This is a genomic window from Liquorilactobacillus hordei DSM 19519 (genome assembly GCF_019443985.1).
GTDB lineage: Bacteria > Bacillota > Bacilli > Lactobacillales > Lactobacillaceae > Liquorilactobacillus > Liquorilactobacillus hordei.
Window position 1 is genome coordinate 1,691,695 of the sequence record NZ_CP049303.1, and the last position, 24,819, is coordinate 1,716,513.

Genomic DNA, 24,819 nt, shown 5'->3' on the forward strand with positions numbered 1-24,819 from the left:
TTATTCACCCCTGTATCGGTAAATTACCACTTCTGTAATTCCATAATCAGCACGCCTAGTTAACTCAAAGTTCGGAATAATATCTGGCAACTGGGCAATCTGGTCAGTCTCACAAATAATAACTGCATTTTTATTAAGTAATTGTAATTCAACAATTTTAGTTAATAACAGTAGGATTTTTTGCTGTTTATATGGTGGATCTAAAAAAAGGTAGTCCACAGATATTTTCTCGGAATGTAATTTATTCAGTATCTTTTCTGCATCACTCTTAAAAACTGTAAATTTTTCTGGTTCTTTGGTAACCGCAATATTCTCATTAATTGTTTTAATTGCTTGATATTGACGATCTACCAAATATGCATGTGCAAGTCCTCGAGAAACAGCTTCAATACTCAACCCACCACTTCCTGCAAACAAATCAAGTCCCGTTCCACCCTCAAAGTATGGACCAATTATATTGAACATGGATTCTTTGACTTTATCAGTTGTTGGCCTCGTCTTCATACCTGGAACTGCCTTTAATCTTCTCCCACCATAACTACCGGCTATAATTCTCATAATTTCACTCTTTATTATTTTTATATTTTTCTCGATCTTCATCAGTCAGCTTATACATCTTGCCAACTGTATCTGCAAAACTTATTTCAACATCAGGCAAAGGAGAAACCATTACCTTTCTCACGTAGCGCATCCCCGAAAGCCTAGTAACAGTCTCAGGGACCTTTATTCTATCAGTATACAAGATTACATATTTCATCTTTCTTGAAACATAATGAATAGTGCCAAATCTGCGTAACTGTCTACTATTCTTCAAATGATACAAGTAAACAATGACCCCTTGTCTCTCATTCAATTCTAAACTCATTAGTTTCCACCTTTGTTAATGATTATCACAAGCAAACCTTGATCATAAGCAATTCCTATTTTTTTGGTTTTATTATCAATCAAATTATACCAGACATTTTTTTGTAATTCTGTATTCTCAAAAAAAGTTGTTGCGTTGTAAAAAGGAAAAATAATATACACCTCAGTATTTTTATTATCTAACCCACTATCCTGATACAATTTCTTCGAAAAGTTACTTGGATTTAAACTCAAGAAATTATTTCGCCCAACATTCCCACTCGTAATATCTTTTAATAAATTAGCATAACTTTTCTTTAGATAATGTTTTGGATTCTTTTCTAATAGATTAATTATACTTTGGGCATTTTGTGTCAGCGAATCACCTATTGGTAATGTTGGATTTTCCACTACTATTCTTTTAGCATTAATCATCTGCATCAAATCATATGGAACCATAATATCTAATTGATCCCAATTTGTTTCCCCCTGGTATTGTGAAGGAATTGGCGTTTGTGAAACAATCTGATAAATATTTTTTTTAAGAAGCATACCAGTATCTAAAAATTCCAGAGCTATTACTTTTTTAGAATCAGGTTGTAAGTAAGGTATTACATAACTTCCATTTTCAAAACCAATTAGGGGATGATTATTCAAATCATTTTCTGATAATTCAAACTGAAAATTCTCTTCACGATACGAAACTTCAAAATTTGCATATAAAGTTGACAATTTCAAGAGTTGTCTAATAGTCATGCCCACTTTTATTTTTGAATTGCTATCTGACATATCTCCAGCTAAAACTATCGAACATACCTTTTGTGTATATTGATCAATTCCAACCTTCAAATAATTAGATGAATCAAGATTATAGAGTAACCATTTCACATTTATTGCACTATCCATAGTTTCTTGTGGTTGGCCAAACTTTTCTTCAAATTTATTAATGTCCATCCCAATATAACTTGCAAACCCTTGTGTTTTAATACGCATTATTTTTGGTGTAGTCAACCTCGAACTTACTTTTTGTACTCTTTCAGTATTTCTTTGATGTTTATCCTTAGCATTTTTGTCACTATAAACAGCACTGCTGTACATGATAAACAACAAGAAGAGTAATACCAATATAAAATTTCGTATCGTTCTCAAGATAAATTTTATTTTCATTTTTAGCCTTTTATGGGTTCTATTTCAACCAACAAATCTTGTGTTTCTAAAATATCTCCAGCCTTAACATAAATATGCGTTATTTTGCCATCTGTTGGTGCTTTGATCGTTGTCTCCATCTTCATCGCTTCGGTTACAATCAAAGGAACACCTTTCTTTACAACTTGCCCCTTTGAAACTAGTACACTTAAGACAGAGCCACTAAGAGTTGCCCCAATATGCTTTGGATTAGTTGGTTCAGCCTTCAAAATTTTCTTAATTTTGCCTTTTTTACTTTTGTCTTGTATCACAATTTGCTGATCCTGACCATTTACCACAAAGTATAGAATTCGCTTACCATCTTCATCCGCTTCACCAATTGAAGCTAGCTTAACAATCAAGGTTTGCCCTTTTCCTCGTTCAATGTGAACAGTTTCTTCCGTTCGCATTCCTTGATAGAACGTTGTCGTATCCAAAGGCGATAAATCTCCAAAGTTTTCTACCGCTTTTGTATAATCAACAAACACATCTGGGTATAACAAATAACTCAATAATTCTTCTTCCGTAGGCAAATGCTTTAATTTTTCTCTTAATTCATTATTCTTCTTTGCGAAATCAATTGGCTCAGCTAAACTGCCAGGTCGGACTGTAATCGGTTTACGATCCTTTAGAACAACTTTTTGTAATTCTTTTGGAAATCCACCAACTGGTTGACCTAAGTCACCCGCAAAAAAGTTGACAACAGATTCTGGAAAATCCAAAGTCTTTCCACGTTCAAAAATATTCTCTGAATCTAATTTGTTTTGAATCATAAATATTGCAAAATCTCCAACAACCTTTGAACTCGGTGTTACTTTTACAATATCACCTAACAACGCATTAACTTCTTTATAAGTTTTCTTAACTTCTTCAAAGTCTTTAATTCCTAAAGCTTTTGCCTGCTGTTGTAGATTTGAATATTGCCCACCTGGCATTTCTGTTTCATAAATATCTGTTTGTGGTGCTGTGATTCCGTTCATGAAATCTTGATAAAAAGGCTTAACGCCTAACCAGTAGCGATTAATCTTCTCAACATTTTCAATATTAAGCTCAGGCTGTCGCTTATTTCCCGCCAACGCATAATACAAACTGCTCATACTTGGCTGACTTGTCGTTCCTGAAAGCGCACTTGCAGCAACATCTACAATATCAACTCCGGCTTTTGTAGCCTGCAAGTATGTTGCTATCCCATTTCCAGTTGTATCATGCGTGTGCAAATGGATTGGAACATCTAAGTCTTCCTTCAATGTTGAAATCAATTCATAGGCTGCCTGTGGTTTAAGTAACCCAGCCATATCTTTAATTCCGATTATCTGTGAGCCCGCAGATACTAAATCTTTTGCCAATGTCCGATAATACTGTAAATCATATTTATGTTCTGCTGGATTTAAGACATCACCTGTATAACACATTGTTCCTTCGGCAATTTTGCCAGTGTCTCGAACAAACTGAATACTCTTTTCCATCTGTGTTACCCAATTTAAACTATCAAAAATACGAAAAACATCGATTCCGTCTGTAGCACTCTTTTTAATAAAACGTTGCAACACATTATCTGGATAGTTTTTGTACCCAACGGCATTAGAACCCCTAAACAACATTTGTAATAAAGTATTTGGCATCACCTTACGAATTTTTTTAAGTCTTTCCCATGGGTCTTCATCCAAGAAACGATAAGCAACATCAAAGGTCGCTCCGCCCCAGACTTCTGCAGAAAATACATTAGGTAGTGCATTATCAAATGCTCTTGCAACTGGCATCATATCTTTTGTCCGCATTCTCGTTGCAAAAAGGCTTTGATGTGCATCACGCATCGAGGTATCCGTCAACAATAATTTATTCTGTTGTCTTACCCAACTCATTGCTTCAGTTGCACCTTCATTGTCCAACACAGTTTTTGCATTTTTATGTTTGCTAGCAGCATCAAAATCATCTGTGATTTGAATTTTAGGAACAAAAATCTTTTCATGTCTTTCAGTACCTGGAAAACCATTGACCGTAATATCCGCAATATACTTTAATAATTGATTTGGTGTATTTTTAGGATGCGTCAAATGGAACAACTCGGGAGTTGAATCAATAAATGTTGTATGTGCTTTTCCAGAAATGAAATCTGGATGATTAATCACATTGCGCATAAAAGGAATATTAGTTTTAATACCTCTGATCCTAAATTCATCTAAGACACGATTCATCTTCAAAACTGCACCGTTAAAGGTTCGCGCCTGAACACAAGCCTTAACTAACAATGAGTCAAAGTAAGGACTAATTACAGCGCCGGCATAGGCATTGCCACCATCCAAGCGCACTCCAAAACCACCTGGAGAACGGTAAGTTTCGATCTTACCTGTATCAGGCATAAAGTTATTCTCGGGATCTTCAGTCGTTACTCTGCACTGAATAGCGTGTCCGTGAAAATTTAATTTATCTTGTCTTGGAATTTCCAAATCGTTAAACAGATCTGCACCTGCAGCAATTAAAATTTGTGACTGAACGATATCAATACCTGTTATCATCTCAGTGATTGTATGTTCAACTTGGACACGTGGATTGACCTCAATAAAATAAAAGTCTGTAGCAGTAACTAAAAACTCAACAGTCCCTGCATTTTGATAATGCACGCTCTTCATCAAAGAAACAGCTGCTTCACAAATTTCTAATCTACGTTCATTACTTAACGAACTTGGTGCTACTTCAATGACTTTTTGATGCCTTCTTTGGACCGAGCAATCACGTTCAAACAAGTGAACAACATTTCCGTGCTGATCAGCCAAAACTTGAACCTCAATATGTTTAGGATTCTTTAAATATTTTTCAATATATAACTCTTCATCCCCAAATGATTGCTTTGCTTCACTCTGTGCTCTGCTAAAACTTTCCTTAATTTCTGATTCATCATTTATAATTCTCATTCCACGTCCACCGCCGCCTAAAGCAGCTTTAACCATAATAGGATATCCGTGCTTCTTGGTGAACTCTTGAACTTCTTCTAAACTATAAACTGGTCCATCACTACCTGGAATTGTCTGTAACCCAGCATCGTGTGCAGCCTTTTTGGCTTTAACCTTGTCTCCAAAAATTGCCAATTGCTCCTTAGTAGGACCAATGAATATTATGCCTGCCTCTTCACATTTTTGTGCAAAAGTCTCATTCTCAGCCAAAAAACCATACCCAGGATGAACTGCATCCGCACCTGTTTCTTTTGCAACTCTGATAATATCATCTATATCTAAATAAGCTTCAATTGGTTTTTTACCCGCACCAATTTGGTAAGCTTCATCTGCCTTAAATCGATGAACAGAAAACTCATCTTCTTTAGCATATACAGCAACAGTTTTCATCTTAAGTTCTTGACATGCACGAATTATCCGAATTGCAATTTCGCCACGGTTTGCAATTAATATTTTTTTCATTAGAATCCCACTTTCTTGAATTGAATAATGAATCTCTGAGATCACAAAAAATGCTATTAATAAATTAGACCTTTTATTTTCGATTTTTCTTTTGATTAATCGAAATATTTATTACTATTCCTAATGCAAGTGATAAAACAATCATACTTGAACCACCATAAGATACGAATGGAAAAGTAACCCCTGTAATTGGCAATAATCCATTAACTGCACCAATATTAAACAAGGTTTCAACTCCCATGAAGGTTCCAATTCCATAACAAATCATCGTTTCATATGAACTATTTGCCCTAATTCCAATTAGGAAAATCCGCAAAATAATCCAAGTAATCAAAAGTAAAACAACCATAACACCTATTGCTCCAAGCTCTTCACTAATAATTGCTATAATAAAATCTGTATATGGTTCAGGTAGGTAACCCCTTTTTTGAACACTATTACCAAGCCCTACTCCAAATAAGCCTCCATTACTTATTGCATAATAAGAATTAATTAATTGCTGTCCACTCGTTGAGGAAACCTTAAAGGGATTATAAAATGCGGTTAATCTAGCATACATATACTCGATTTTTGTTCCTTTTAAGGGAGCTGGATCCCAAAAACGTAAAAGTTGAACCACAACTATTATTGAGCCCAAAATTCCTGACAAGTAAAGTAATGACTTGCGATAATCTCTGCCACTTGCAAAATACATTAACAAAACAATAAAGGCATTGATTGAAAAGCCACCCAAATCAGGTTCTATCAAAACGAGACACAGCAAGATGACAACTAAAACAGCTGGCTTTCGACTAGGCTTGATATTCAGAGTACTTACTGAGTACTCACGATTAGACACAAGTTGTGCCATAAATAATACTAAATATAATTTACAAAGCTCTGCTGGTTGAAAACTAAACAATTTTAAGTTAATCCAGCCATTAGCGCCATTAACTGCAGTTGTAAAAAATTTGGCATACAGCAGCAAGATTACCAGCGCAAAAAAACCAATCATTATAAAGTTACGGTGAGCTAACTTCTTAGTTGGAATCATTATTGAAAAGAAAATGCAACCTAAACCCATCACCACATAAATTAGTTGTTTCATTAGGTACGTATTAGTAGACGCACCAGCATACGAGAGATTTATTGAACTGGCAGAATACACCATAACTGCACCAATACAACACAAAACTATGTAAGGTACAAATAAATAAAAATCAAAATACCTCATCTTATCTCTAAATTTTCTCATGACATTCAGATCCTATTCATCCTCTCCCACTGAAACATAAATGCTTGAAAGTAGATGTTCTAAATCCTGAATCATTTGTTGAGCTTCATTCAGAGTGATCAAGCCACAGCGTTCAGCTAAATGAACTTCTTTTGAAAATCCAAAAAGTTGTGTATCTGCGACTTCTTCAAAAGCAGGGCACTGAGACAAGCACAACAAATTTCGTTGTTTATCTAGTAACACCCGAATTTTCTCAGAATCAGCTTGCAGAATTTTCAGCATTTCCTGTCTCGTTACAATTTCCTGCAATATTGCTGCCCCCTTCCTAAATATAGGGTAATTATAGCATACTAGTTTTTTTCTTGAAATATACTGGCAGAACTAAGTGTTAAATTGGACTCTGCCTCTGTGTTTTATTATGTAACCAAAATTCGTATTTTTCAATTAATTTATATCAAAAACATCATTATTTGCTTTGTTTTACGAACTCTATTATTTTATTAGAGACATTTATGAAATAAAAAGAAACATTCTTCATTATTTATTTTGCTAAAGGTCCAACATATCAACCCATAATAAATAGCGAGGCTAAATCAAAATTAACTTTTGATCCAGCCTCGCTATTTATTACGAATGAATGTATTTTATAAATCAAAATTCTCTGTCTAACTTTGAATTACTCATAGCAAAACAATCACTATGTTCGTAATTTTAAGTTGATACTCAAAATTCTAACCCTGATTACATTCTCATCCGTTATTTAATTAATCTTTGCGTGTAGCAATTTTCTTTTGTTTTGCAGCCTTTTCACGGGCATTGGTTTCAAGAATTCTTTTACGCAAACGAATATTTTCAGGAGTAATCTCTAATAATTCATCTTCATTCAAGAATTCAAGTGATTCTTCTAACGTAAAATGAGTTGGTTTCTTAATCGACGCAGTTTGATCTTTATTAGAAGAACGAACATTAGTCATATTCTTACCCTTTGTAACGTTAACAGAAATATCGCGTTCACGTGAACTAGCACCAACAATCATGCCTTCATAGATTTCAGTTCCTGGATCAACGAAAATCGTTCCACGATCTTCAACACCCATGACAGCATATGTTGTAACTTTGCCACGGTTAATTGATACCAAAGCACCATTACGACGACCAGGTTCCCAGTTACGGATAACAGGCTTGTATTCTGAGAAAGTATGGTTAAAAATACCATAACCACGTGTCATGGAAAGAAATTGTGAATCGTAACCAATTAATCCACGGGTAGGAGCAGAGAATGTTAAACGTGTCTGTCCATTTGCATTTGTTTCCATATTAACCATTTCGCCCTTACGTTGAGCCAATGAATCAATAACCGCACCAGAATATTCATCAGGTGTATCAATAATAACATTTTCGTATGGTTCACATGTTTGACCATCAAAATCACGATAAATAACTTGTGGTCTTGAAACCGCGAGTTCAAACCCTTCACGACGCAATGTCTCAATTAAAATTGAGAGATGAAGTTCCCCACGTCCCGAAACAACCCAAGCATCTGGTGAATCAGTATCCTCAACGCGTAAAGAAACATCCGTATGCAATTGCATTTTGAGACGATCTTCTAACTTACGAGCAGTAACTGAATCTCCTTCATTACCAACAAATGGAGAATCGTTAGTTCTGAAAGTCATCTGCAAAGTAGGAGGATCAATACGTAAAACAGGTAATGCTTCTGGTGCATCTACTGGGCAAACTGTTTCACCAACGAAAATATCTTCCATTCCAGAAATTGCTATTAAGTCCCCTGCTTGCGCATTTTCAATCTCTAAACGTTTTAACCCGAAGAAACCAAAGAGCTTAGTAACACGGAAGTTCTTCTTTGAGCCATCAAGTTTCAAAACAGTAACTTGATCTCCGACCTTAATTTTCCCACGAAATACACGTCCAATTCCGATACGTCCAACAAATTCATTATAGTCAAGCATTGAAACTTGGAATTGTAATGGTTCATCAGAATTATCAACTGGAGCAGGAATTGTTTCGATAATTGAATTGAAAATTGGGTCCATCGTATGTTCTTGTGTTGCCACATCTGAATCCAATGACGATGTTCCGTTAACAGCAGAAGCATAGATAACAGGAAATTCTAGTTGATCTTCTTCAGCACCCAATTCAATAAATAAATCTAAGACTTCATCCACAACTTCTTCGGGACGAGCACCAGGGCGATCGATTTTATTAATAACAACAATTGGTGTTAAATGCTGTTCCAATGCTTTTTTCAAAACGAAACGTGTCTGAGGCATTGTACCTTCAAACGCATCAACAATCAGCAACACACCATCAACCATTTTCATGATACGTTCAACTTCACCACCAAAATCGGCATGTCCTGGTGTATCTAAAATGTTAATTTGTTTGCCATTATATTTAACAGCTGTGTTCTTAGAGAGGATTGTGATTCCACGTTCCTTTTCAATTGCATTTGAATCAAGAGCACGATCATCAATTTCAGTATGTTCATCTAAAGTATCCGATTGTTTCAATAACTCATTAACCAAAGTTGTTTTACCATGGTCAACATGGGCAATAATAGCAACGTTACGGATATCATCACGTGTTTTCAAATTTTTTTCTTCCCTTCAAATTTATATCTCTGTTTACAAATTACTTACTCATTACTTACTAGCATCTTTAGGTCAAGGCAAATGAAAATAAGTAAAAACAAATTTTCATTGTTTAGCATAAAAAAACTGTGACCTCAGTCACAGCCCATGACCAGCTAACTTTTTTTGGTAAGTTTTGCTATGTCCTTTTGAGCATTCTTTGTAGCTACTAGTACATCACTAGATACTAGCATATTTAAGGGGGTTCCGTCAATCTTTTTCATACTTAATCCAAGAGTCTCTGCTAAAACTCTCCCAGCTGCAAAATCCCATGGTCTTAAATAAGATACATACCCAACACATTTTCCCTCAATCACATGTATAATCTGAATTCCTGCACTCCCATACATTCGTGTACCGCTACTTGCTAAAGCAACTGCTTGTAAGTTGCAAAAGTTATGAATAAGGTATGGTGCTCCAATTCCAATTAGTCCATCCCTTAAAACAGTATTACTGGGGTCCTTCATTTTCTCGTTATTGCAAAATACACCCACGTCAGGGCCACCCCAATATAATTTATCCCCAACAACATCGTAAATATACCCTCTTACGCCCTTGCCATTTTCATAAATTGCTAACATACTAGCAAAATGACAATGTTGCTTGACAAAATTCATTGTTCCATCAATTGGGTCAATAAACCATGTCATTCCATTCATATTCAGATCACCTTGTGTAAAAGATTCTTCACCGATGATATTAGCTTCAGGAAACAACAAGCGGATGTTTTTGCTATAAATTTTTTCAATTTCTTTGTCGATATTTGTAACTAAATCATTTCTTCCACTTTTAGTCCACACGTCTAAATCCTTATTAAAAGCTGCTAGTATTTTGTTTCGAGCATCATGCATCCAGCCCCTAACAACTATATCCAGATATTCAAGTGATTCCATCACCTCAAAACCTCCTACCTAGCAACAACATCAAGATGTAAAAATTTTTTATTATTACTTAGGACAAACTTAGTTGCTTGATATATACTCATTCCAGTTTCATCACAAAAAGCGCGATCAATTTTTTTTTGATTCATTTTCATAGGAACAGCTTTTTGATAAGCTTGATATTTTTTCAAAAAATCTTCACGTTCAACCTTAGCAGTATATAGCTTTTCAACTATTTGATAAAAATCTGTTACTGCAACAATTTCATTTGTACTCCACTCAGGTAATAAAGGGTATTCAAAATTATTTGGTATTTGCATAATAAATGTATCCTTCCATTAGTCTATATCCTCTTTACATTATACACATACATCGAACTTAAAAATATATATACACAACTTTTAGCAAAAGTGTTTCATTATCAGTTTCAAATAAGCTATAATAGAAGGCGATTAGAAAAAACGGAGGCTTTTATTTTGATAACCATGGAAAATATTATTCGCGAAGGTAACCCAACGTTGCGTGCTCGTGCAAAAGCAGTAACTTTCCCGATGAATGCTGAAAACAAAGAACTTGCAGGAAAAATGATGGAATTTCTTGAAAATAGCCAAGATCCTGAAATTGCTGAAAAATACAAATTGCGTGCTGGAGTTGGTTTAGCTGCTCCACAAGTGGATGTTTCACTTCGAATGACAGCAGTCCTTGTTCCTGATGAGAATGGTGCCCCTCTTTTCAAACATGTTTTAGTTAATCCGACCATCTTAAGTGAATCAGTCAGAATGGCTGCACTCTCAGAAGGAGAAGGCTGTCTCTCAGTTGACCGTGAAGTTCCTGGATATGTTCCTAGACATGATCGTATCACTTTACGCTGGTACGATTTAGATGGAAATAAACATGTCGAAAAACTACGTGATTATGTTGCTATTGTATGTCAACATGAGATCGATCATCTCAATGGAATACTTTTTTACGATCATATCAATAAGAAAAATCCATTTGAAACAGATCCTTCAACTATTTTAATTGGCTAATTAGAAACCTTTACTTGCAACATAACAAAATTATTAAAAACCACCATAAATGCAAAACTGTCTACTGCTTATAACAGCATAGACGACAAGTATTTGTGGTGGTTTTGTTTTGTAATTTGTTTTTTCTTAATCTACCCTACGAATATCTCTTAAATAATTAACTGTCCTCGCATTTATAGCATACGTAATATCAACTCTCAAAAGGTTACCTTCTTGCCATAAATCTGATACTACAAACACAGGAAAATTATCATATCTCTCTAAGTCTTTTTTTTGAGCATACTCCTGCATATATTGTGTGAGCTCTGCTCGAAACTCATCATCAATTAACTTATGACTAACATCAACCTCATATTCATAAGCCATTACACCACTACCCCAGACATCTGAAAGCCTAGAAGTGCTAATTTCCAATTTAATTTCATTTTTCATAAGTCCCAGACGTTCAAGACTTGCAGCAAAGGCAGCATCTGTTATATCTTTATTTTTCTTTTGTAATTTAGCATTTGTTTTTGTCTTAATATTACGCATAATCGCTAATATACTAAACAAAATAACTAAAACCACTATCATCCAAGTTGTAATGTGTAACACTTGTCTCACCCCGACTTTCGAAACAATTATAACACGTGTATTTAGAAAACATTATTAACTAACTGTTAATTTCAAAAGTTAAAGCCTACTTTATATACTTCTAGATAAGTCTATGCTAAAATAGATACAATTATTGTGTATACAATCCATGTTCGGAATTGCAGATAGAAGTTACAACCTATTGTGTTCTACTAAAGGTAGAAGCAACAGAATTTAATATATTTAAGGAGTTATTATTTTATGATTTACAAAGTATTTTATCAACCAACTACAAAATTTAATCCACGTCGTGAAAACACTCAATCACTTTACATTGAGTCGGTTTCCGAAGTCATTGCGAGAAGTACAGTTGAAGAACAAACTGACTATAATATTGAATACCTTGAAGAGCTAAGCCCCAAAGCTCTTGAATATGAGCAACAAAACCCTGATTTTAAAATAACGGAGTTCAATAATGAAGAAGCCTAGTGTCAAAAACAACGAGACTGCGGTTTTTGCTGTTGGTGGCTTAGGGGAAATTGGGAAGAACACTTATGGTGTTCAATTTCAAGATGAGATTATTGTTGTCGATGCTGGAATAAAATTTCCAGAAGATGAATTATTAGGTATAGACTATGTTATACCCGACTACCAATATCTTGTTGCCAATCAGCAAAAAATCAAAGCTCTTGTTATTACGCATGGTCATGAAGACCATATTGGCGGTATCCCTTATTTACTAAAACAAGTTAATGTACCTATTTATGCCGGTCCTTTAGCACTTGCACTCATCAAAGGAAAACTTGAAGAACATGGATTGTTAAGAACTACTGAGCTACATGAAATTGATGAAGATACAGTGCTAAAATTCCGGAAGACAAGTGTTTCATTTTTTAGAACTACTCATTCAATTCCTGATACATTAGGTGTGGCTGTTAAAACACCTAGTGGGACAGTTGTAGTTACTGGTGACTATAAATTCGACTTAACACCTGTGACGAATCAGCCACCTAATTTACAAAGGATGGCCAAATTAGGTAGCGATGGTGTCTTGTGTCTTTTATCTGATAGCACAAATGCTGAAATTCCTAATTTTACCAAGTCTGAACGCTGGGTAGGTAAGTCTATTAGACATATCTTTGAAAAGGTTGAAGGACGTATTATCTTTGCAACCTTTGCCTCCAACATTTCGCGTGTTCAACAGGCTGCTGAAGCTGCACTAGCAAAAGGACGTAAAATTGCTGTTTTTGGAAGAAGTATGGAGGCAGCAATTGTCAATGGACGAGAACTAGGCTACCTTAATATTCCTGATGATGCACTCGTTGATGCACGAGAAATTAATAGTCTTCCTGCAAATAAGGTCATGATTCTTTGTACTGGTTCCCAAGGTGAACCTATGGCAGCGTTAAGCCGAATTGCTAATGGAACGCACAGACAAGTTGCAATCCAGCCCGGTGATACTGTTATTTTCTCAAGTTCACCTATTCCAGGAAACACCTTGAGTGTTAATCATGTTATCAATGAATTAGAGGAAGCAGGAGCTGAAGTTATTCATGGTAAAGTAAATAATATTCATGCTTCTGGTCATGGTGGTCAAGAAGAGCAAAAATTAATGCTACGTTTGATGAAACCAAAATATTTTGTACCTGTTCATGGTGAGTATCGAATGTTAAAAATTCACACGGAACTTGCTGAAAAATGTGATGTCCCTCTCGACAATTCATTTATTATGGAAAACGGGGATGTTTTAGCACTCACAAAAGATTCTGCTCGCATGGCTGGACACTTCAATGCAAATGATGTTTACGTTGATGGCTCAGGCGTTGGTGATATCGGTAATGTTGTATTACGTGATCGTAAGGTCCTCTCTGAGGAAGGTTTAGTAATTGTTGTTGCAACACTTGATCTTTCGAAAAAAGAAATCTTAGCTGGTCCTGATTTATTATCTCGTGGATTCATTTATATGCGTGAATCTGGTGAATTAATAGAACGTGGCCGAAAACGTCTTTTTCATGTAATTCGCAAAAATTTAGGGAAACCAAATTTGAGTGAGTTAATGTTGAAAGATGCAATCATTGAGGACTTAAGGGCATTCTTATTTGAACAAACTGAACGTTATCCAATGATTATACCAATGCTTGTAATTGTGTAGTTGTTATTTTATCAACTAAAGGGGCTGTAACAAAACAATTGTTTTGTGGCAGCCTCTTTGCTAGTTATAAATATTGTTTTGTTCTAACATTCATGAATAATTATTATTTTTATAAAAAATAATAATTATTACACAGAATACTCTCTAGACGGTTATAATATCTTGGGTGAACAAAAATAGGAAGGAGGATTACTTTGAAGAACTTTCTTTTCTTCATTGACAATCACTTTCTAAAAAGTGATTCCAACAGTGTTTGGGGCACCTTGGAAAGCGAATTACAACGTCAAGCAATTAATTATAAAGCTGTATTTATCAGTGATAACCGTCACATTGGGAATCTTTTGAAAAAAGCACTAAATAATACCGAGGACAAAGATAATATCGTCGTAGTTTCAGTTGGACCTTCGACTCTCTTTCTGGATATCCTTGCAAAATTACGTAAGAATAATAAAAAACAGGTCCCAATCGCATTTATCTTGATTAATGAAAAAAATAACTTTGCTACTAAAATTGGAGTTTCATCTAATCCAGTAACTGCATTAAAACAAATCTTAAATTCTGTGCACCCTACTTCTTATAATTTAGGGTTAGTCGAAAACGCACAGGGCACAAATGAACAAATTTTTACTGATGAACTTATTGTTGGTTTTAGTGCTTATGTGACAAGTCTTATCAAAAGTTCAAAATTCTATAGTCTACTTGTCAAATATCATTTGACATTTATTGCAGAATTTTGTGCAATGACAGATGCATTCATTAATCAAGAAGCTTTTTCTGTTACCACAAGACTCTCGCAAAAGTATAACTTCTTTAAAAGCTCTTTTTCAATTCATGTTAAAAATCAGCCTTTTTTGGATGACGAAAATTCAGCAGAGCCAAATAATCTTCAGCTTGAAATAATAACTAATTTAAATCCATTTTCTTATTGGTTTGTCATTCTTGCTAGGAAATTTAAATTAACGTCAAAAGTTCCTTTCGTTCATTCTTTTGAGCAAAAAAAGATTCATCTCGTAATAAATTCACTTGAATTTAGCCAAATTGATAATCGACAACTTATTAATAAATTTTATGATGCATATCTTAAATCTTTTTCTTACCCATTCTGGTTTGATGTCGACAGTGTTTCTATCTCAGAAAAAAGTAATTCATAATAAAAAAAATAAGAAGAAGCAGCTTCAATCTTGAAGTTACTCTTCTTATTTTTTAAATTATTCAAAAAGAGGCTGGTGTAATTTCACCCATTCCAATCATTGGGTCAATCTTCCCGCTATTTATTAAATCCACTGTTAAAATGGTATTAGTTACATAATCTTCTCTTTTTTCTGAAACACTTTCTTCTGCTTTACTATCGTTATTGCCTTCTGATGGACTAAAAACAGCTGTTAACCGTTTAACAAGTGTCGTTTCTCGATTAATTGCAACTTGTTTAACACTACTCATATACGCAGCTGGCTCACCCAATAGAATCAAAAAATCTTTGGCTCGTGTGACTGCAGTATATAAAAGATTACGATTAAGCATCCTAGTATATTGCTGGACCATTGGCAAAATAACCATTTTAAACTCACTGCCCTGTGCTTTATGAATTGATATACAATAGGCTAAACGGATTTTTATCCAATCTTTACGCTTAAATTCAACCTCATTATCATCAAAATCAATTATCAAAGACTCCTGATGATCCTTGCTTTCCTTAGCAGTAACAATCCCCACAATTTCACCAATGTCTCCATTAAATATATTATTTTCAGGTGAATTTACGAGATGCAACACCTTATCACCAATTCTAAAATGCAGTTTGTTAAACTCAACTTGTTTCTTTCCTGTAACATGGGGATTTAAGATTTCTTGTAACATCTCATTTAACTTGTCAATTCCAGCAGGTCCTCGATACATAGGAGCCAGTATTTGAAAATCTCGTGTTTTGAATCCCTTAGACTTGGCCTTTTCAACCACTTGGCGGACTACATTCTCAATCTGATAAGCATTGCATTCAATGAACGAGCGATCACTCTTACCTTGTTTGATATCAGTCGGCAAAGTTCCATTCTTAATTGCATGTGCCAAAGTAATAACTGAAGATTCATTTTCTTGACGATAGATTGCTTTCAATTCAATCTTAGGCAAATCTGGACTTGCCAACAAATCGGCAAATACTTGCCCTGGTCCCACTGAAGGTAATTGGTCTTTATCACCAACAAAGATAACCTGCATATTTGTTGGAATGGCATCCATTAAGGTATCGAATAATCCTGTATCCACCATAGACATTTCATCAACAATCAATAAACTTCCTTCCAATTGATTGTGCTCACGTTCGTCTTCATCACCACTGCTCAATCCTAATAAACGATGAATCGTGCTAGCAGGCAGTCCTGTTGTTTCATTCATTCTTTTAGATGCTCTACCTGTTGGTGCAGCTAAAAGAATTGGAAATTGTTCATTCTTATATTCATTGATGTCTAACGAAATGTCTTTCAATGCAGCATAAATCGCTACAATACCATTAATAATAGTTGTCTTTCCTGTTCCAGGCCCGCCCGTCAGCAAATAGATTTTGGATTGGAGTGCTTCTTTGATTGCCTTAATCTGATCAATCCCATATTTTATCCCAAGCTGTTCTTCAACTTTTTCTATCAATTGTGCAAATTCATTTTCAAAACCACTGTCAATTTTAATTTTTGTTTCCTTAATCTCTTTAATTCTCTCAGCAATTCGCCACTCGGACTCATAATATTTTCTCAAGTATATTCTATTTTCTTCTGCAACTACAATCCCATCATTTGCTAATTCCAAAAGTTGATCGGCAAGTAAATCTGGTGAGAGTTGAACTCTTCGGCTATTACTCAATAGAACCATTGTTTGATTCAATAATTGCTCTGCATTTGTATATGTATCGCCCTTTTCCTGACAAATATCATATATTCCCTGAAGAAGTCCTGCCTTAATTCTTTGTGGTGTATCAGCCGCTAAACCAATTTTTTCCGCAATTTGATCAGCACGTTTGAACCCGATCCCTGGAATTTCTCGTGCTAATTTATATGGATCTTCATGAATAACTTCAATTGTTTTTTCACGATAGCGATTATAAATCGATGATGCCATTTGGCTACCAAATCCGAAACCATTGAGCTCGATAATGATTTGCTGTGTTCCGTTATTAGCCTTTAAATTTTCAATTAAAGTTGCTTGTTGTTTTTGACTGAGTCCCAATTTTTTTACTTTTTTTTCGTCAGCAATAATCTGTTCAATTGCGTCCATGCCCAATATTTCAACGATTTTTGCAGCTGACTTCTCACCAATTCCAACAAAAGCATCGCTTGACAAATAAGTAATTAATCCTGCTTTACTAGAAGGCATTTCATTTTGGTAGTTAAAAACTTGAAACTGTTGTCCATATCGTGGATGAGTTACTAATTTACCTACAAATCGATATTCGATTCCTTCATTAATATCAGCAAAGCTACCTGTTGCAACAATCTCTTTTTCATCCCAATTAAAATTAGCTTGTGCAATTTTAACTTGTACTACTTTATAGAAAGTCTCTGGGCTCTCAAAGAAAATGGCATCTACACTACCAACCATATACTTTTCAGTCTCATCATTCGTATTTAGCAAATCCAATTGACTCACCCTTCTGTTTCTTATTTCTTCTGTTTTGCAATTATTGTCTTTTGAATATCTATTATCTGCCCTTTCATTTTAATAAAGGATTTATAATCTATTTTTTGCGCTATTTCAAAATAACTATCGGCTTGTTCTTTTCCATCAAGAATTAAGGCAATTATCCCTCTTTGAAAGATTGCATCAAAATTACGTGGTTCATTTGCTAAAACCTCATCGAAATATTTTCTTGCATTTTGAAAATCACCTAAAGCCAAAAAGTTGCTGGCAATTAGTTGCTTTGCCCCCACATTTCTAGTTGTAAGTGCATAAGCTAACGATCTTTTGTAATCTCCTAAAGCATATTCGCACTGGGCAATCATCAAAATTGCATTATCATTGAGTTTTGTTCCTTTGACTACTCTAAAATAGTTAATTGCCTTTTGAAAGTCCCCTGCGCTATATAAAACATTACCTAAGCCATAATTCAACAAATCAAGTTCAGTTTTTCCACTAAATAATCCTGAGGTTTTTAATAATAATTGTTTTGCCTGTTCATAATCTTTTAGTTCAGTTAGTAATACACTCAATTCATAATATGATCTAACTTCATTTGGATTATCATCAATCTTTTCAACCGCTTTTTGAACTAATTTTTGTGCCTCAGCGTTCATTTGCTTTCTATTCATTCACTCACTTCCTTGTACTATACTGTATCACTTTGATCAAGCTTTCTATTCAGATAATCCGTCTTATTCCATTCTAAACAATCAAAGTTCACTGCGTCATTTGTCTTAAGTATTGTAGTACTAGTATTGGATAAACCACCCGCTTTTCGCAGATCCTCAAGTGAATACCCTAATAAATGTCTGATTTCTGCACAAAGAGCTGCTCCATGACTGACAATGATTACATTTCCATTTGGATGTTCTTTACATATCCTTTGAATAATTGGTGTCATTCTTGAAAAAAGCTCTTGAAAACTCTCACCCGAAATATTTTTTGCATTATATAAATCTGGATGATTTCGAAAAGCATCTAATTCTCTGGGAAACTTCTTGGCAACATCTGTAAACAACATTCCCTCCATTTCACCGAGATTAAACTCACTTAAACCTATATTTTTTTCTACAGCTAATTCTTGTGGCAAGGCCCTGGCTAACTCAGAAGCCGTTACAAAAGCACGTTTAATCGGACTACAATATATTTTTTCAAATTTTTCATTTTTGAGATAATTCGCCAACATCTTTATTTCAGTATGACTCTCTGGTAATAACTCTGAGTCACCCTTTGCACCTTGATATCTACCTTCTAAATTCCAAATAGTTTTCCCATGCCTAATAAAAAATAATCTAGTCATGCTCAACCTCCTTTTATGTCACCTTTAATTATGCCATTCTTTTTGGTTATTATCATTATTTTTTCATTACTTTGTTTCAATTAGTTATGAAAATTACATCTCAAATGTATCAAAAAAGTTGTGAGACATCAGCATTTCTATTTAATGGGTAAAAATGTACAGAACTTAAAAAGGCTGAAGCAAAATTTAACTTTTGCTTCAACCTCGTTAATTATTCCGTATAAACATGTTTTGTAAGTTAAGGAAGAACTGATAATTTTTATCATCCATTGATTTTACATTCAATTTCTAAACATACTGCAAAATTTTCTCTTTTTGATAAGCACGATCTATCGTTGCACTTCCTAAACATTCGTCACCATCATAAAAAACAACTTCTTGTCCTGGTGTAATTGCGCGTACAGGTTCGTCAAATTCAACTCTGACTTGTGAATAATCCTCATTCAAGAAAACTGTCACACCAGTGTCTTTTTGTCGATATCTAAACTTAGCTGTACAGTGGAATTCTAAACCACGATCTTCAATTGGAGCTATAAAACTAATATTACTGCCGTCTAGACTATCAGCATAAAGATGCTCATTATGATAACCCTGCCCAACATATAATGTATTAGTAGATAGATCCTTTCCAACTACAAACCATGGATCATTACTCTGACCATCGCCACCAATTCCTAAGCCTTTTCTCTGGCCAATCGTATAGTTCATTAAACCATAATGTTCGCCCTTTATTTCACCATCAAATGTCTTCATTTTTCCTGGCTTTGCAGGTAAAAATTCATTTAAAAATTTGCTAAAGTTACGTTCTCCAATAAAGCATACACCGGTTGAGTCTTTCTTTTTTGCTGTAGCAAGTCCAGCTTCCTCAGCAATTTTTCTAACCTCACTTTTTTCTAAATTTCCAATTGGAAACAAAGCCTTGTCTAATTGTGCTTGAGCTAATTGGCTTAGAAAATATGTTTGATCTTTATTTGAATCTGCTCCACGCAACAAATGAACATACCCATTTTCATCACGTCTTATTTGAGCATAGTGCCCCATCGCAATAAAATCTGCATCAAGTTTCATTGCATAATCTAAGAAAGCTTTAAATTTAACTTCTTTATTACACATCACATCTGGATTAGGTGTTCTACCATGCTTATACTCATCCAGAAAATATGTGAAAACCCCATCCCAATATTCCTTTTCAAAGTTCACAGAGTAATATGGAATCCCAATCTTGTTTGCAACCTTTGCAACATCTTCGTAATCTTCCGTTGCCGTACAGACGCCACTATCATTAGTGTCATCCCAATTCTTCATGAAGACGCCAACTACGTCATAACCTTGTTGCTTCAACAAATAAGCAACAACAGACGAGTCAACTCCACCACTCATGCCTACAACGACACGAGTTTGGCTATTATCCTTCATAATATTCTCACCATCATTTCAATATAGATTCTGAATCTCTACGAGTTGAAGGTCGTATTATTTCAGTAAGATTCATTATAGCTAGTTCATTAATCTTTGACAAGTCAAGTTGACTATTTCTCACTTAATATAGAACGTTCTTTTAAATTATCGATTACAAAATTGAGTTGTTCGATATGTTTTTCGATATCTGTTCCTTTAAAAATATTAATTTCTTTTAAGCCATTGGCACTTGTCACACCTATTTTAAAGGTTTGTAAATCACTGCTAATTGTAACTTTTAATTTTATACTTGCATTGTATGGAGAAGATGGATCTAAAGGTCTTTCAAGTATAAACTTACCTCCTTTGCTCTCCATAAAACCTACGTCGCGCAAGGTATATTTCTTAATTTCATCACTTAATACAAAAGTGCGCTTATCGCCCAAAATCTTAGCTTCTTTAGTATATGCCATTAGTTATATTCCCCTGTTCTTTTTTATTATTTTGGTCAGCTGTGCAATCAAGTAATCAATGTCCTCAGATGTATTTTCAACTCCAAAGCTAAATCTTAGAGACTCTTCAATTCGTGGGCTGTCTTCACCATACATTGCAGTTAAAACATGAGAAGGCTCAACGCTACCAGCAGTACAAGCAGATCCCGCAGAAGCTGAAATGCCATTTAAATCTAAATTGGTTAATAATGCATCTCTTTTACAGCCCTTAAACCATATATTGATTACATGCTGTAGATTATTTTTTGTAATCTCGCCATTTACTTCAAATTCAATTTCAGCTTTTTGCAGCCCTTTAATTATTTGCTGCTTAAATCCATAATATTTTTCTTGGCGTATCTTCTTTTCGTTTGCATTAACTATTTCAACAGCCTCAGCAAAGCCTGCAATTGCTGGAATATTCTCAGTACCCGCACGTCGTTTTAATTCTTGATCTCCACCCTTTAATAATGATGGAATTTTAACTTCTTCAGAACGATATAAGAATCCTAAAAACTTTGGCCCATTAAGCTTGTGTGCTGAAGTTGATAGCAAATCAATTTTATCTGCCTGGACATCAATATCAATTAGTCCATATGCTTGAACTGCATCCGTGTGAAACCAAGCATTAGTTGGCTCTACTAATTCACCAATTTCATGAATTGGCAGATGACTGCCAACTTCATTATTTCCAGTCATAATAGATACTAAAATCGTATCTGGTCTGAGTGCGTCTTTCAAGTCATTCAGGTCGATTAAACCACGTTGATCTACTGGCAAATACGTAATTTCAAAACCTAGTGTTTCAAGGTACTCCATTGACTTCAAAACAGCCTCATGCTCGATTGCCGTCGTAATTAAGTGTTTTCCTTCTGATTTTCTAGCCAAAGCAGTTTCAATAATTGCAGTATTGTCACTTTCCGTACCACCACTTGTAAAAACAATCTCATCATCTTTTTTCGCATTAATCGACTGAGCAATCACATGTCTGCTGTTATCCAAAATAGCTCGTGCTTGTCGGCCGTGGAAATGTGTACTAGACGCATTCCCAAAAACATTACTCATTGCCTCGGTCATGGTCTCAATAACCGGCTTAACCATAGGCGTTGTTGCTGCGTTATCTAAATAAATGTGTCTCACTTTTATCGCTCCTATTTTGCTAAAACATTTAAAATCATCTGTGCGGACTTCTTACCTGCCTCAATGATAAATTCATCAAATGAAACTCCTGCTTCCTCATCCCCAGTATCTGACATTGCGCGCACAATTACAAATGGCACTTTAAACTGTGCTGCGACTTGCGCAATTGCTGCCCCTTCCATTTCACAACATAAAACATCAGGATAAATGGCTTTAATTGTATTTATTTTCTCAGAAGATGCAACAAACTGATCACCAGTCACTATCAAACCTGTTTCAACATGTTGCTGATTTTGTTCCGCAGCCTTCTTCAATGTCTCAATAAGTTGTAAATCAGCTTCAAATTTTTGTGGTTGCTGTGGTAACTGACCTGGAAGGTAACCAAAGACAGTCGCATCGACATCATGGTAAGCAGCAGCTGTCGACAAAACAACATCGCCAACATGTAACCCTTCTCCGATTCCACCTGCCGAGCCCGAATTTATAACAGCTTCAACTTCAAATTGTGCAATTAGTAATCCAGTCGTCATTCCAGCTTGAACTTTACCAATTCCAGATTGTACAAGCACAACCTCATTGTTATTAATTTTTCCTTCAAAAAAAGTAATCCCAGCTATCTCAGTTTGTCTTGCTTTCTTTAATTCTGTTTTCAGGGCCTTTATTTCCTCGTCCATTGCACACAAAATTCCATATTTCATTTTTTATTTACCATTCCTTTTAATTAAAAATTTACAAAAATCATAAAACAATAAACACAAATAATCGCCACAAACAAACCTGCAATTATCCAATTTAATTTTTTTATTAGCTTTCGTTTTTTTTCAGCTGCAATTTCATTTTTTTCATTTTGACGTTGTTGTGTTCGGCTGGGACTCTCTTCTTGTGTATCCTTTTCAGTATACCTAGCTCTTTTATTGTTCTCTTCTACTTCCTGTTGCTGGGAATGACGCCCAACATTACCGAAAACTTTATCTTTTAATCTCAAATTAACTTCTCCTTAATTCAAGCAGCTCCCATTTCCAGACAGCCATAATTGTCTTACTATCACAAATTAGGCCTGCATCAATCTGCTTTTTTGCCTCCGTCAGTGTCAATTCAACTGTATTTAGAAATTCATCTGCATCTTGTGGTAACTCTTTTGATACAGGCTGCAGATTATGAGCAAAATACATTAACATCCTTTCATCCGCAAAACCTGGTGACGTATAAAAATCCGCAATCAAATCCAGACTCTCAGGTTGTAGCCTAACTTCTTCATTAAGTTCACGAATTGCAGTCTTTTTGGGATTTTTTTCATTTGCTTCTATCTTACCCGCAGGAATCTCTAAGGTTATACGTTGCAGTGGTTCACGCCATTGTTTGACAAATATCATTTTATCATCATCTGTTACACACATAATAGCTACCGCACCATGATGTCTTACAATTTCTCTCTTTGCTTTTTCACCATTTGGTAGCCTAACTTCTTCTTCTTCAACCCTGATGATTTTACCTTGGTATATTTTTTTAGTACTGATTAACTCTTCTTCATACTTCATTTTACAAACTCCCTACAAAATCTTCATATGCACTTTGCTCTGCTGTCGCAATCCATTTGGCATCAGTAAAATCACCCGTAAGTGCCTTTTCTTGTTCCAATTCAACTTCTGCAACAAATGTCGCATTTCCAATTAAGGACATCCAGTATGACTTGTTCTCTCTTTGATGAACTTTTGTATTAACCATTCCACCTGGATTATGCACCGCTATTAAATCTTCTAAATTTGTGTGTCTTGCATAAAGTAACGAATAAATTAAAGACGAGGCTGACATTGCCGTTCCACAGGCATTTGTGAAACCCACACCTCTCTCAAAGGTCCTAACAAAAATATTGTTGTTTGCAAGAACTTCAACAAAACTGACATTAACGCCATCAGGAAAAATTGGATTTTTTCCGTTGTTCAAATAAGTCGCAATTCTTCCTAATTCAGGACCAATCAGTTCTTCATGATTGACAAAAGTAATCATATGCGGGTTAGGTACAGCCACTGCCGAAAACTTCAAAGTTTTGGATAATTCAGGGACTACTTCGTCAAATAATTTTGTTTTGCCATCAATATGCATTTTTAAATCATTAGCAGCAAAACTAACTGGTGATATTTCTGCATCAAATGCTACTACATTTGGTGCAAAGTCCTTTGCTTTTTTCACCTCAAGGTCAGCATACATTGTCTCAATCTTAAAATCTGTTAAATTATTTTGTTCACTCAAATATCTTGCAACTGTCCGAATTCCATTCCCACACATACTAGCTTCACTACCATCAGCGTTAATAACACGCATTTTACCGACCACAGAATCATCATGTCCTTTTGTAACATACAATATTCCATCAGATCCACCATGCAATCCATTTCTTCGATCACATACATGTCTAGCCAATTGCTTTAACTCTTCTTCAGATAAACTCTTATCTAATTGTTTCTCATCTAAAATAAAAAAATCATTTCCCGAACCGTGAACTTTAATCATCTTCATCAGAGTGACCCCCTATTAGTCTAACAATATCTTACAACTATAATAGCAGAATTTATTCCATTTAGTTCCTTATCCTGTCATTATTCAAACTTTATTTATTTTTTAAATCTTACTTTTCCGTAAACAAATAATTTCACCAAAAAAAAACCAGATCAAATTTTCTTTCAATCTAGTTCTTTATTAGTCAGGAGATGAGTCAAAAGTTAAATCTTGATCCCATCTTCTTCTATTTATTCTGCATAAGCATGTTCCATAAGCCAAAATTATCCGGCTAATTTCTCATCACCCTTAGCAAAGTACTCGCAATGTTCAATGTTCATAGCTTTGAATTAGCACTCAAATTTTTCGACTTATATCACTTTTTCAAA

Annotated in this window: 24 protein-coding genes; 4 read left to right on the top strand and 20 right to left on the bottom strand. The window is 34.9% G+C overall.

Annotated features, from left to right (window positions below; all coding sequences use genetic code 11):
* The 9 genes from rsmD to G6O70_RS09445 form a co-directional block, all read right to left on the bottom strand.
* Positions 1-558 (bottom strand): 16S rRNA (guanine(966)-N(2))-methyltransferase RsmD, encoded by a 558-nt coding sequence (gene rsmD, locus G6O70_RS09405; RefSeq protein ID WP_057868992.1) that lies wholly within the window; start codon positions 556-558, stop codon positions 1-3.
* 4 nt (positions 559-562) lie between these two features.
* Positions 563-865, bottom strand: a complete 303-nt coding sequence (locus G6O70_RS09410; protein WP_057868993.1) for a YlbG family protein — start codon at positions 863-865, stop codon at positions 563-565.
* Positions 865-2,010 (bottom strand): CAP-associated domain-containing protein, encoded by a 1,146-nt coding sequence (locus G6O70_RS09415; RefSeq protein ID WP_057868994.1) that lies wholly within the window; start codon positions 2,008-2,010, stop codon positions 865-867. Before G6O70_RS09415 ends, G6O70_RS09410 begins: the two co-directional genes overlap by 1 nt.
* Before the next feature lie 2 nt (positions 2,011-2,012).
* Positions 2,013-5,441, bottom strand: a complete 3,429-nt coding sequence (locus G6O70_RS09420; protein ID WP_057868995.1) for a pyruvate carboxylase — start codon at positions 5,439-5,441, stop codon at positions 2,013-2,015.
* Positions 5,442-5,514: 73 nt separating this feature from the next.
* A complete protein-coding gene (locus G6O70_RS09425; protein ID WP_057868996.1) occupies positions 5,515-6,675 on the bottom strand; it encodes an FtsW/RodA/SpoVE family cell cycle protein in 1,161 nt (386 codons plus the stop codon).
* A 12-nt stretch (positions 6,676-6,687) separates the two neighbouring features.
* Positions 6,688-6,963, bottom strand: a complete 276-nt coding sequence (locus G6O70_RS09430; protein WP_057868997.1) for a DUF1507 family protein — start codon at positions 6,961-6,963, stop codon at positions 6,688-6,690.
* Between the two features lie 455 nt (positions 6,964-7,418).
* Positions 7,419-9,266 (bottom strand): translational GTPase TypA, encoded by a 1,848-nt coding sequence (gene typA, locus G6O70_RS09435; protein WP_057868998.1) that lies wholly within the window; start codon positions 9,264-9,266, stop codon positions 7,419-7,421.
* 155 nt (positions 9,267-9,421) lie between these two features.
* The gene (locus G6O70_RS09440; RefSeq protein WP_181387816.1) at positions 9,422-10,198 is read right to left on the bottom strand and encodes an inositol monophosphatase family protein; all 777 of its coding nucleotides are present in this window, start codon (positions 10,196-10,198) and stop codon (positions 9,422-9,424) included.
* A gap of 14 nt (positions 10,199-10,212) precedes the next feature.
* On the bottom strand, positions 10,213-10,506 hold the full coding sequence (locus G6O70_RS09445) for a UPF0223 family protein (protein ID WP_057869000.1): 294 nt from the start codon (positions 10,504-10,506) through the stop codon (positions 10,213-10,215).
* A gap of 156 nt (positions 10,507-10,662) precedes the next feature.
* Between G6O70_RS09445 and def the strand changes: the two genes are divergently transcribed.
* Complete coding sequence (gene def, locus G6O70_RS09450) at positions 10,663-11,217, top strand: peptide deformylase (RefSeq protein WP_057869001.1); 555 nt, start codon at positions 10,663-10,665, stop codon at positions 11,215-11,217.
* Between the two features lie 126 nt (positions 11,218-11,343).
* Here the strand turns inward: def and G6O70_RS09455 are convergent, their stop codons facing one another.
* Positions 11,344-11,811 (bottom strand): hypothetical protein, encoded by a 468-nt coding sequence (locus G6O70_RS09455; RefSeq protein WP_057869002.1) that lies wholly within the window; start codon positions 11,809-11,811, stop codon positions 11,344-11,346.
* 240 nt (positions 11,812-12,051) lie between these two features.
* Here G6O70_RS09455 and G6O70_RS09460 point away from each other — a divergent pair, with 240 nt between their 5' ends.
* The 3 genes from G6O70_RS09460 to G6O70_RS09470 all read left to right on the top strand — a co-directional run bounded on the left by G6O70_RS09460 (position 12,052) and on the right by G6O70_RS09470 (position 15,093).
* Positions 12,052-12,279 carry a DNA-directed RNA polymerase subunit epsilon gene (locus G6O70_RS09460; protein WP_057869003.1) on the top strand — a complete coding sequence of 76 codons (228 nt, stop codon included), beginning with the start codon at positions 12,052-12,054 and terminating at the stop codon, positions 12,277-12,279.
* Complete coding sequence (rnjA, locus tag G6O70_RS09465; protein ID WP_057869004.1) at positions 12,266-13,942, top strand: ribonuclease J1; 1,677 nt, start codon at positions 12,266-12,268, stop codon at positions 13,940-13,942. The genes G6O70_RS09460 and rnjA overlap by 14 nt, the downstream gene beginning before the upstream one ends.
* 194 nt (positions 13,943-14,136) lie before the next feature.
* Positions 14,137-15,093 (top strand): hypothetical protein, encoded by a 957-nt coding sequence (locus G6O70_RS09470; RefSeq protein WP_057869005.1) that lies wholly within the window; start codon positions 14,137-14,139, stop codon positions 15,091-15,093.
* A 61-nt stretch (positions 15,094-15,154) separates the two neighbouring features.
* Here G6O70_RS09470 and recD2 read toward each other — a convergent pair whose 3' ends face one another.
* The 10 genes from recD2 to dapF form a co-directional block, all read right to left on the bottom strand.
* A complete protein-coding gene (recD2, locus tag G6O70_RS09475) occupies positions 15,155-17,527 on the bottom strand; it encodes an SF1B family DNA helicase RecD2 (protein WP_187327468.1) in 2,373 nt (790 codons plus the stop codon).
* A gap of 59 nt (positions 17,528-17,586) precedes the next feature.
* Positions 17,587-18,234 (bottom strand): tetratricopeptide repeat protein, encoded by a 648-nt coding sequence (locus tag G6O70_RS09480; RefSeq protein WP_057869007.1) that lies wholly within the window; start codon positions 18,232-18,234, stop codon positions 17,587-17,589.
* A gap of 17 nt (positions 18,235-18,251) precedes the next feature.
* Positions 18,252-18,905: a histidine phosphatase family protein gene (locus tag G6O70_RS09485; RefSeq protein WP_057869008.1), complete on the bottom strand. Its 654-nt coding sequence runs from the start codon at positions 18,903-18,905 to the stop codon at positions 18,252-18,254.
* Between the two features lie 288 nt (positions 18,906-19,193).
* Entirely contained in the window at positions 19,194-20,321 is a 1,128-nt protein-coding gene (mnmA, locus tag G6O70_RS09490; RefSeq protein ID WP_057869009.1) for a tRNA 2-thiouridine(34) synthase MnmA, read from the bottom strand.
* Between the two features lie 113 nt (positions 20,322-20,434).
* The gene (locus G6O70_RS09495) at positions 20,435-20,776 is read right to left on the bottom strand and encodes a DUF1831 domain-containing protein (protein ID WP_057869010.1); all 342 of its coding nucleotides are present in this window, start codon (positions 20,774-20,776) and stop codon (positions 20,435-20,437) included.
* 3 nt (positions 20,777-20,779) lie between these two features.
* A complete protein-coding gene (locus G6O70_RS09500; RefSeq protein ID WP_057869011.1) occupies positions 20,780-21,934 on the bottom strand; it encodes a cysteine desulfurase family protein in 1,155 nt (384 codons plus the stop codon).
* 11 nt (positions 21,935-21,945) lie between these two features.
* Positions 21,946-22,632, bottom strand: a complete 687-nt coding sequence (locus G6O70_RS09505; protein WP_057869012.1) for a 5'-methylthioadenosine/adenosylhomocysteine nucleosidase — start codon at positions 22,630-22,632, stop codon at positions 21,946-21,948.
* A 23-nt stretch (positions 22,633-22,655) separates the two neighbouring features.
* Positions 22,656-22,919, bottom strand: a complete 264-nt coding sequence (locus tag G6O70_RS09510; protein ID WP_057869013.1) for a hypothetical protein — start codon at positions 22,917-22,919, stop codon at positions 22,656-22,658.
* A 1-nt stretch (position 22,920) separates the two neighbouring features.
* Positions 22,921-23,472 (bottom strand): NUDIX hydrolase, encoded by a 552-nt coding sequence (locus G6O70_RS09515; protein WP_057869014.1) that lies wholly within the window; start codon positions 23,470-23,472, stop codon positions 22,921-22,923.
* A gap of 1 nt (position 23,473) precedes the next feature.
* Positions 23,474-24,451, bottom strand: coding sequence for a diaminopimelate epimerase (dapF, locus tag G6O70_RS09520; protein ID WP_057869015.1), 978 nt, complete (start codon positions 24,449-24,451; stop codon positions 23,474-23,476).
* Between the last annotated feature and the right edge of the window lie 368 nt (positions 24,452-24,819).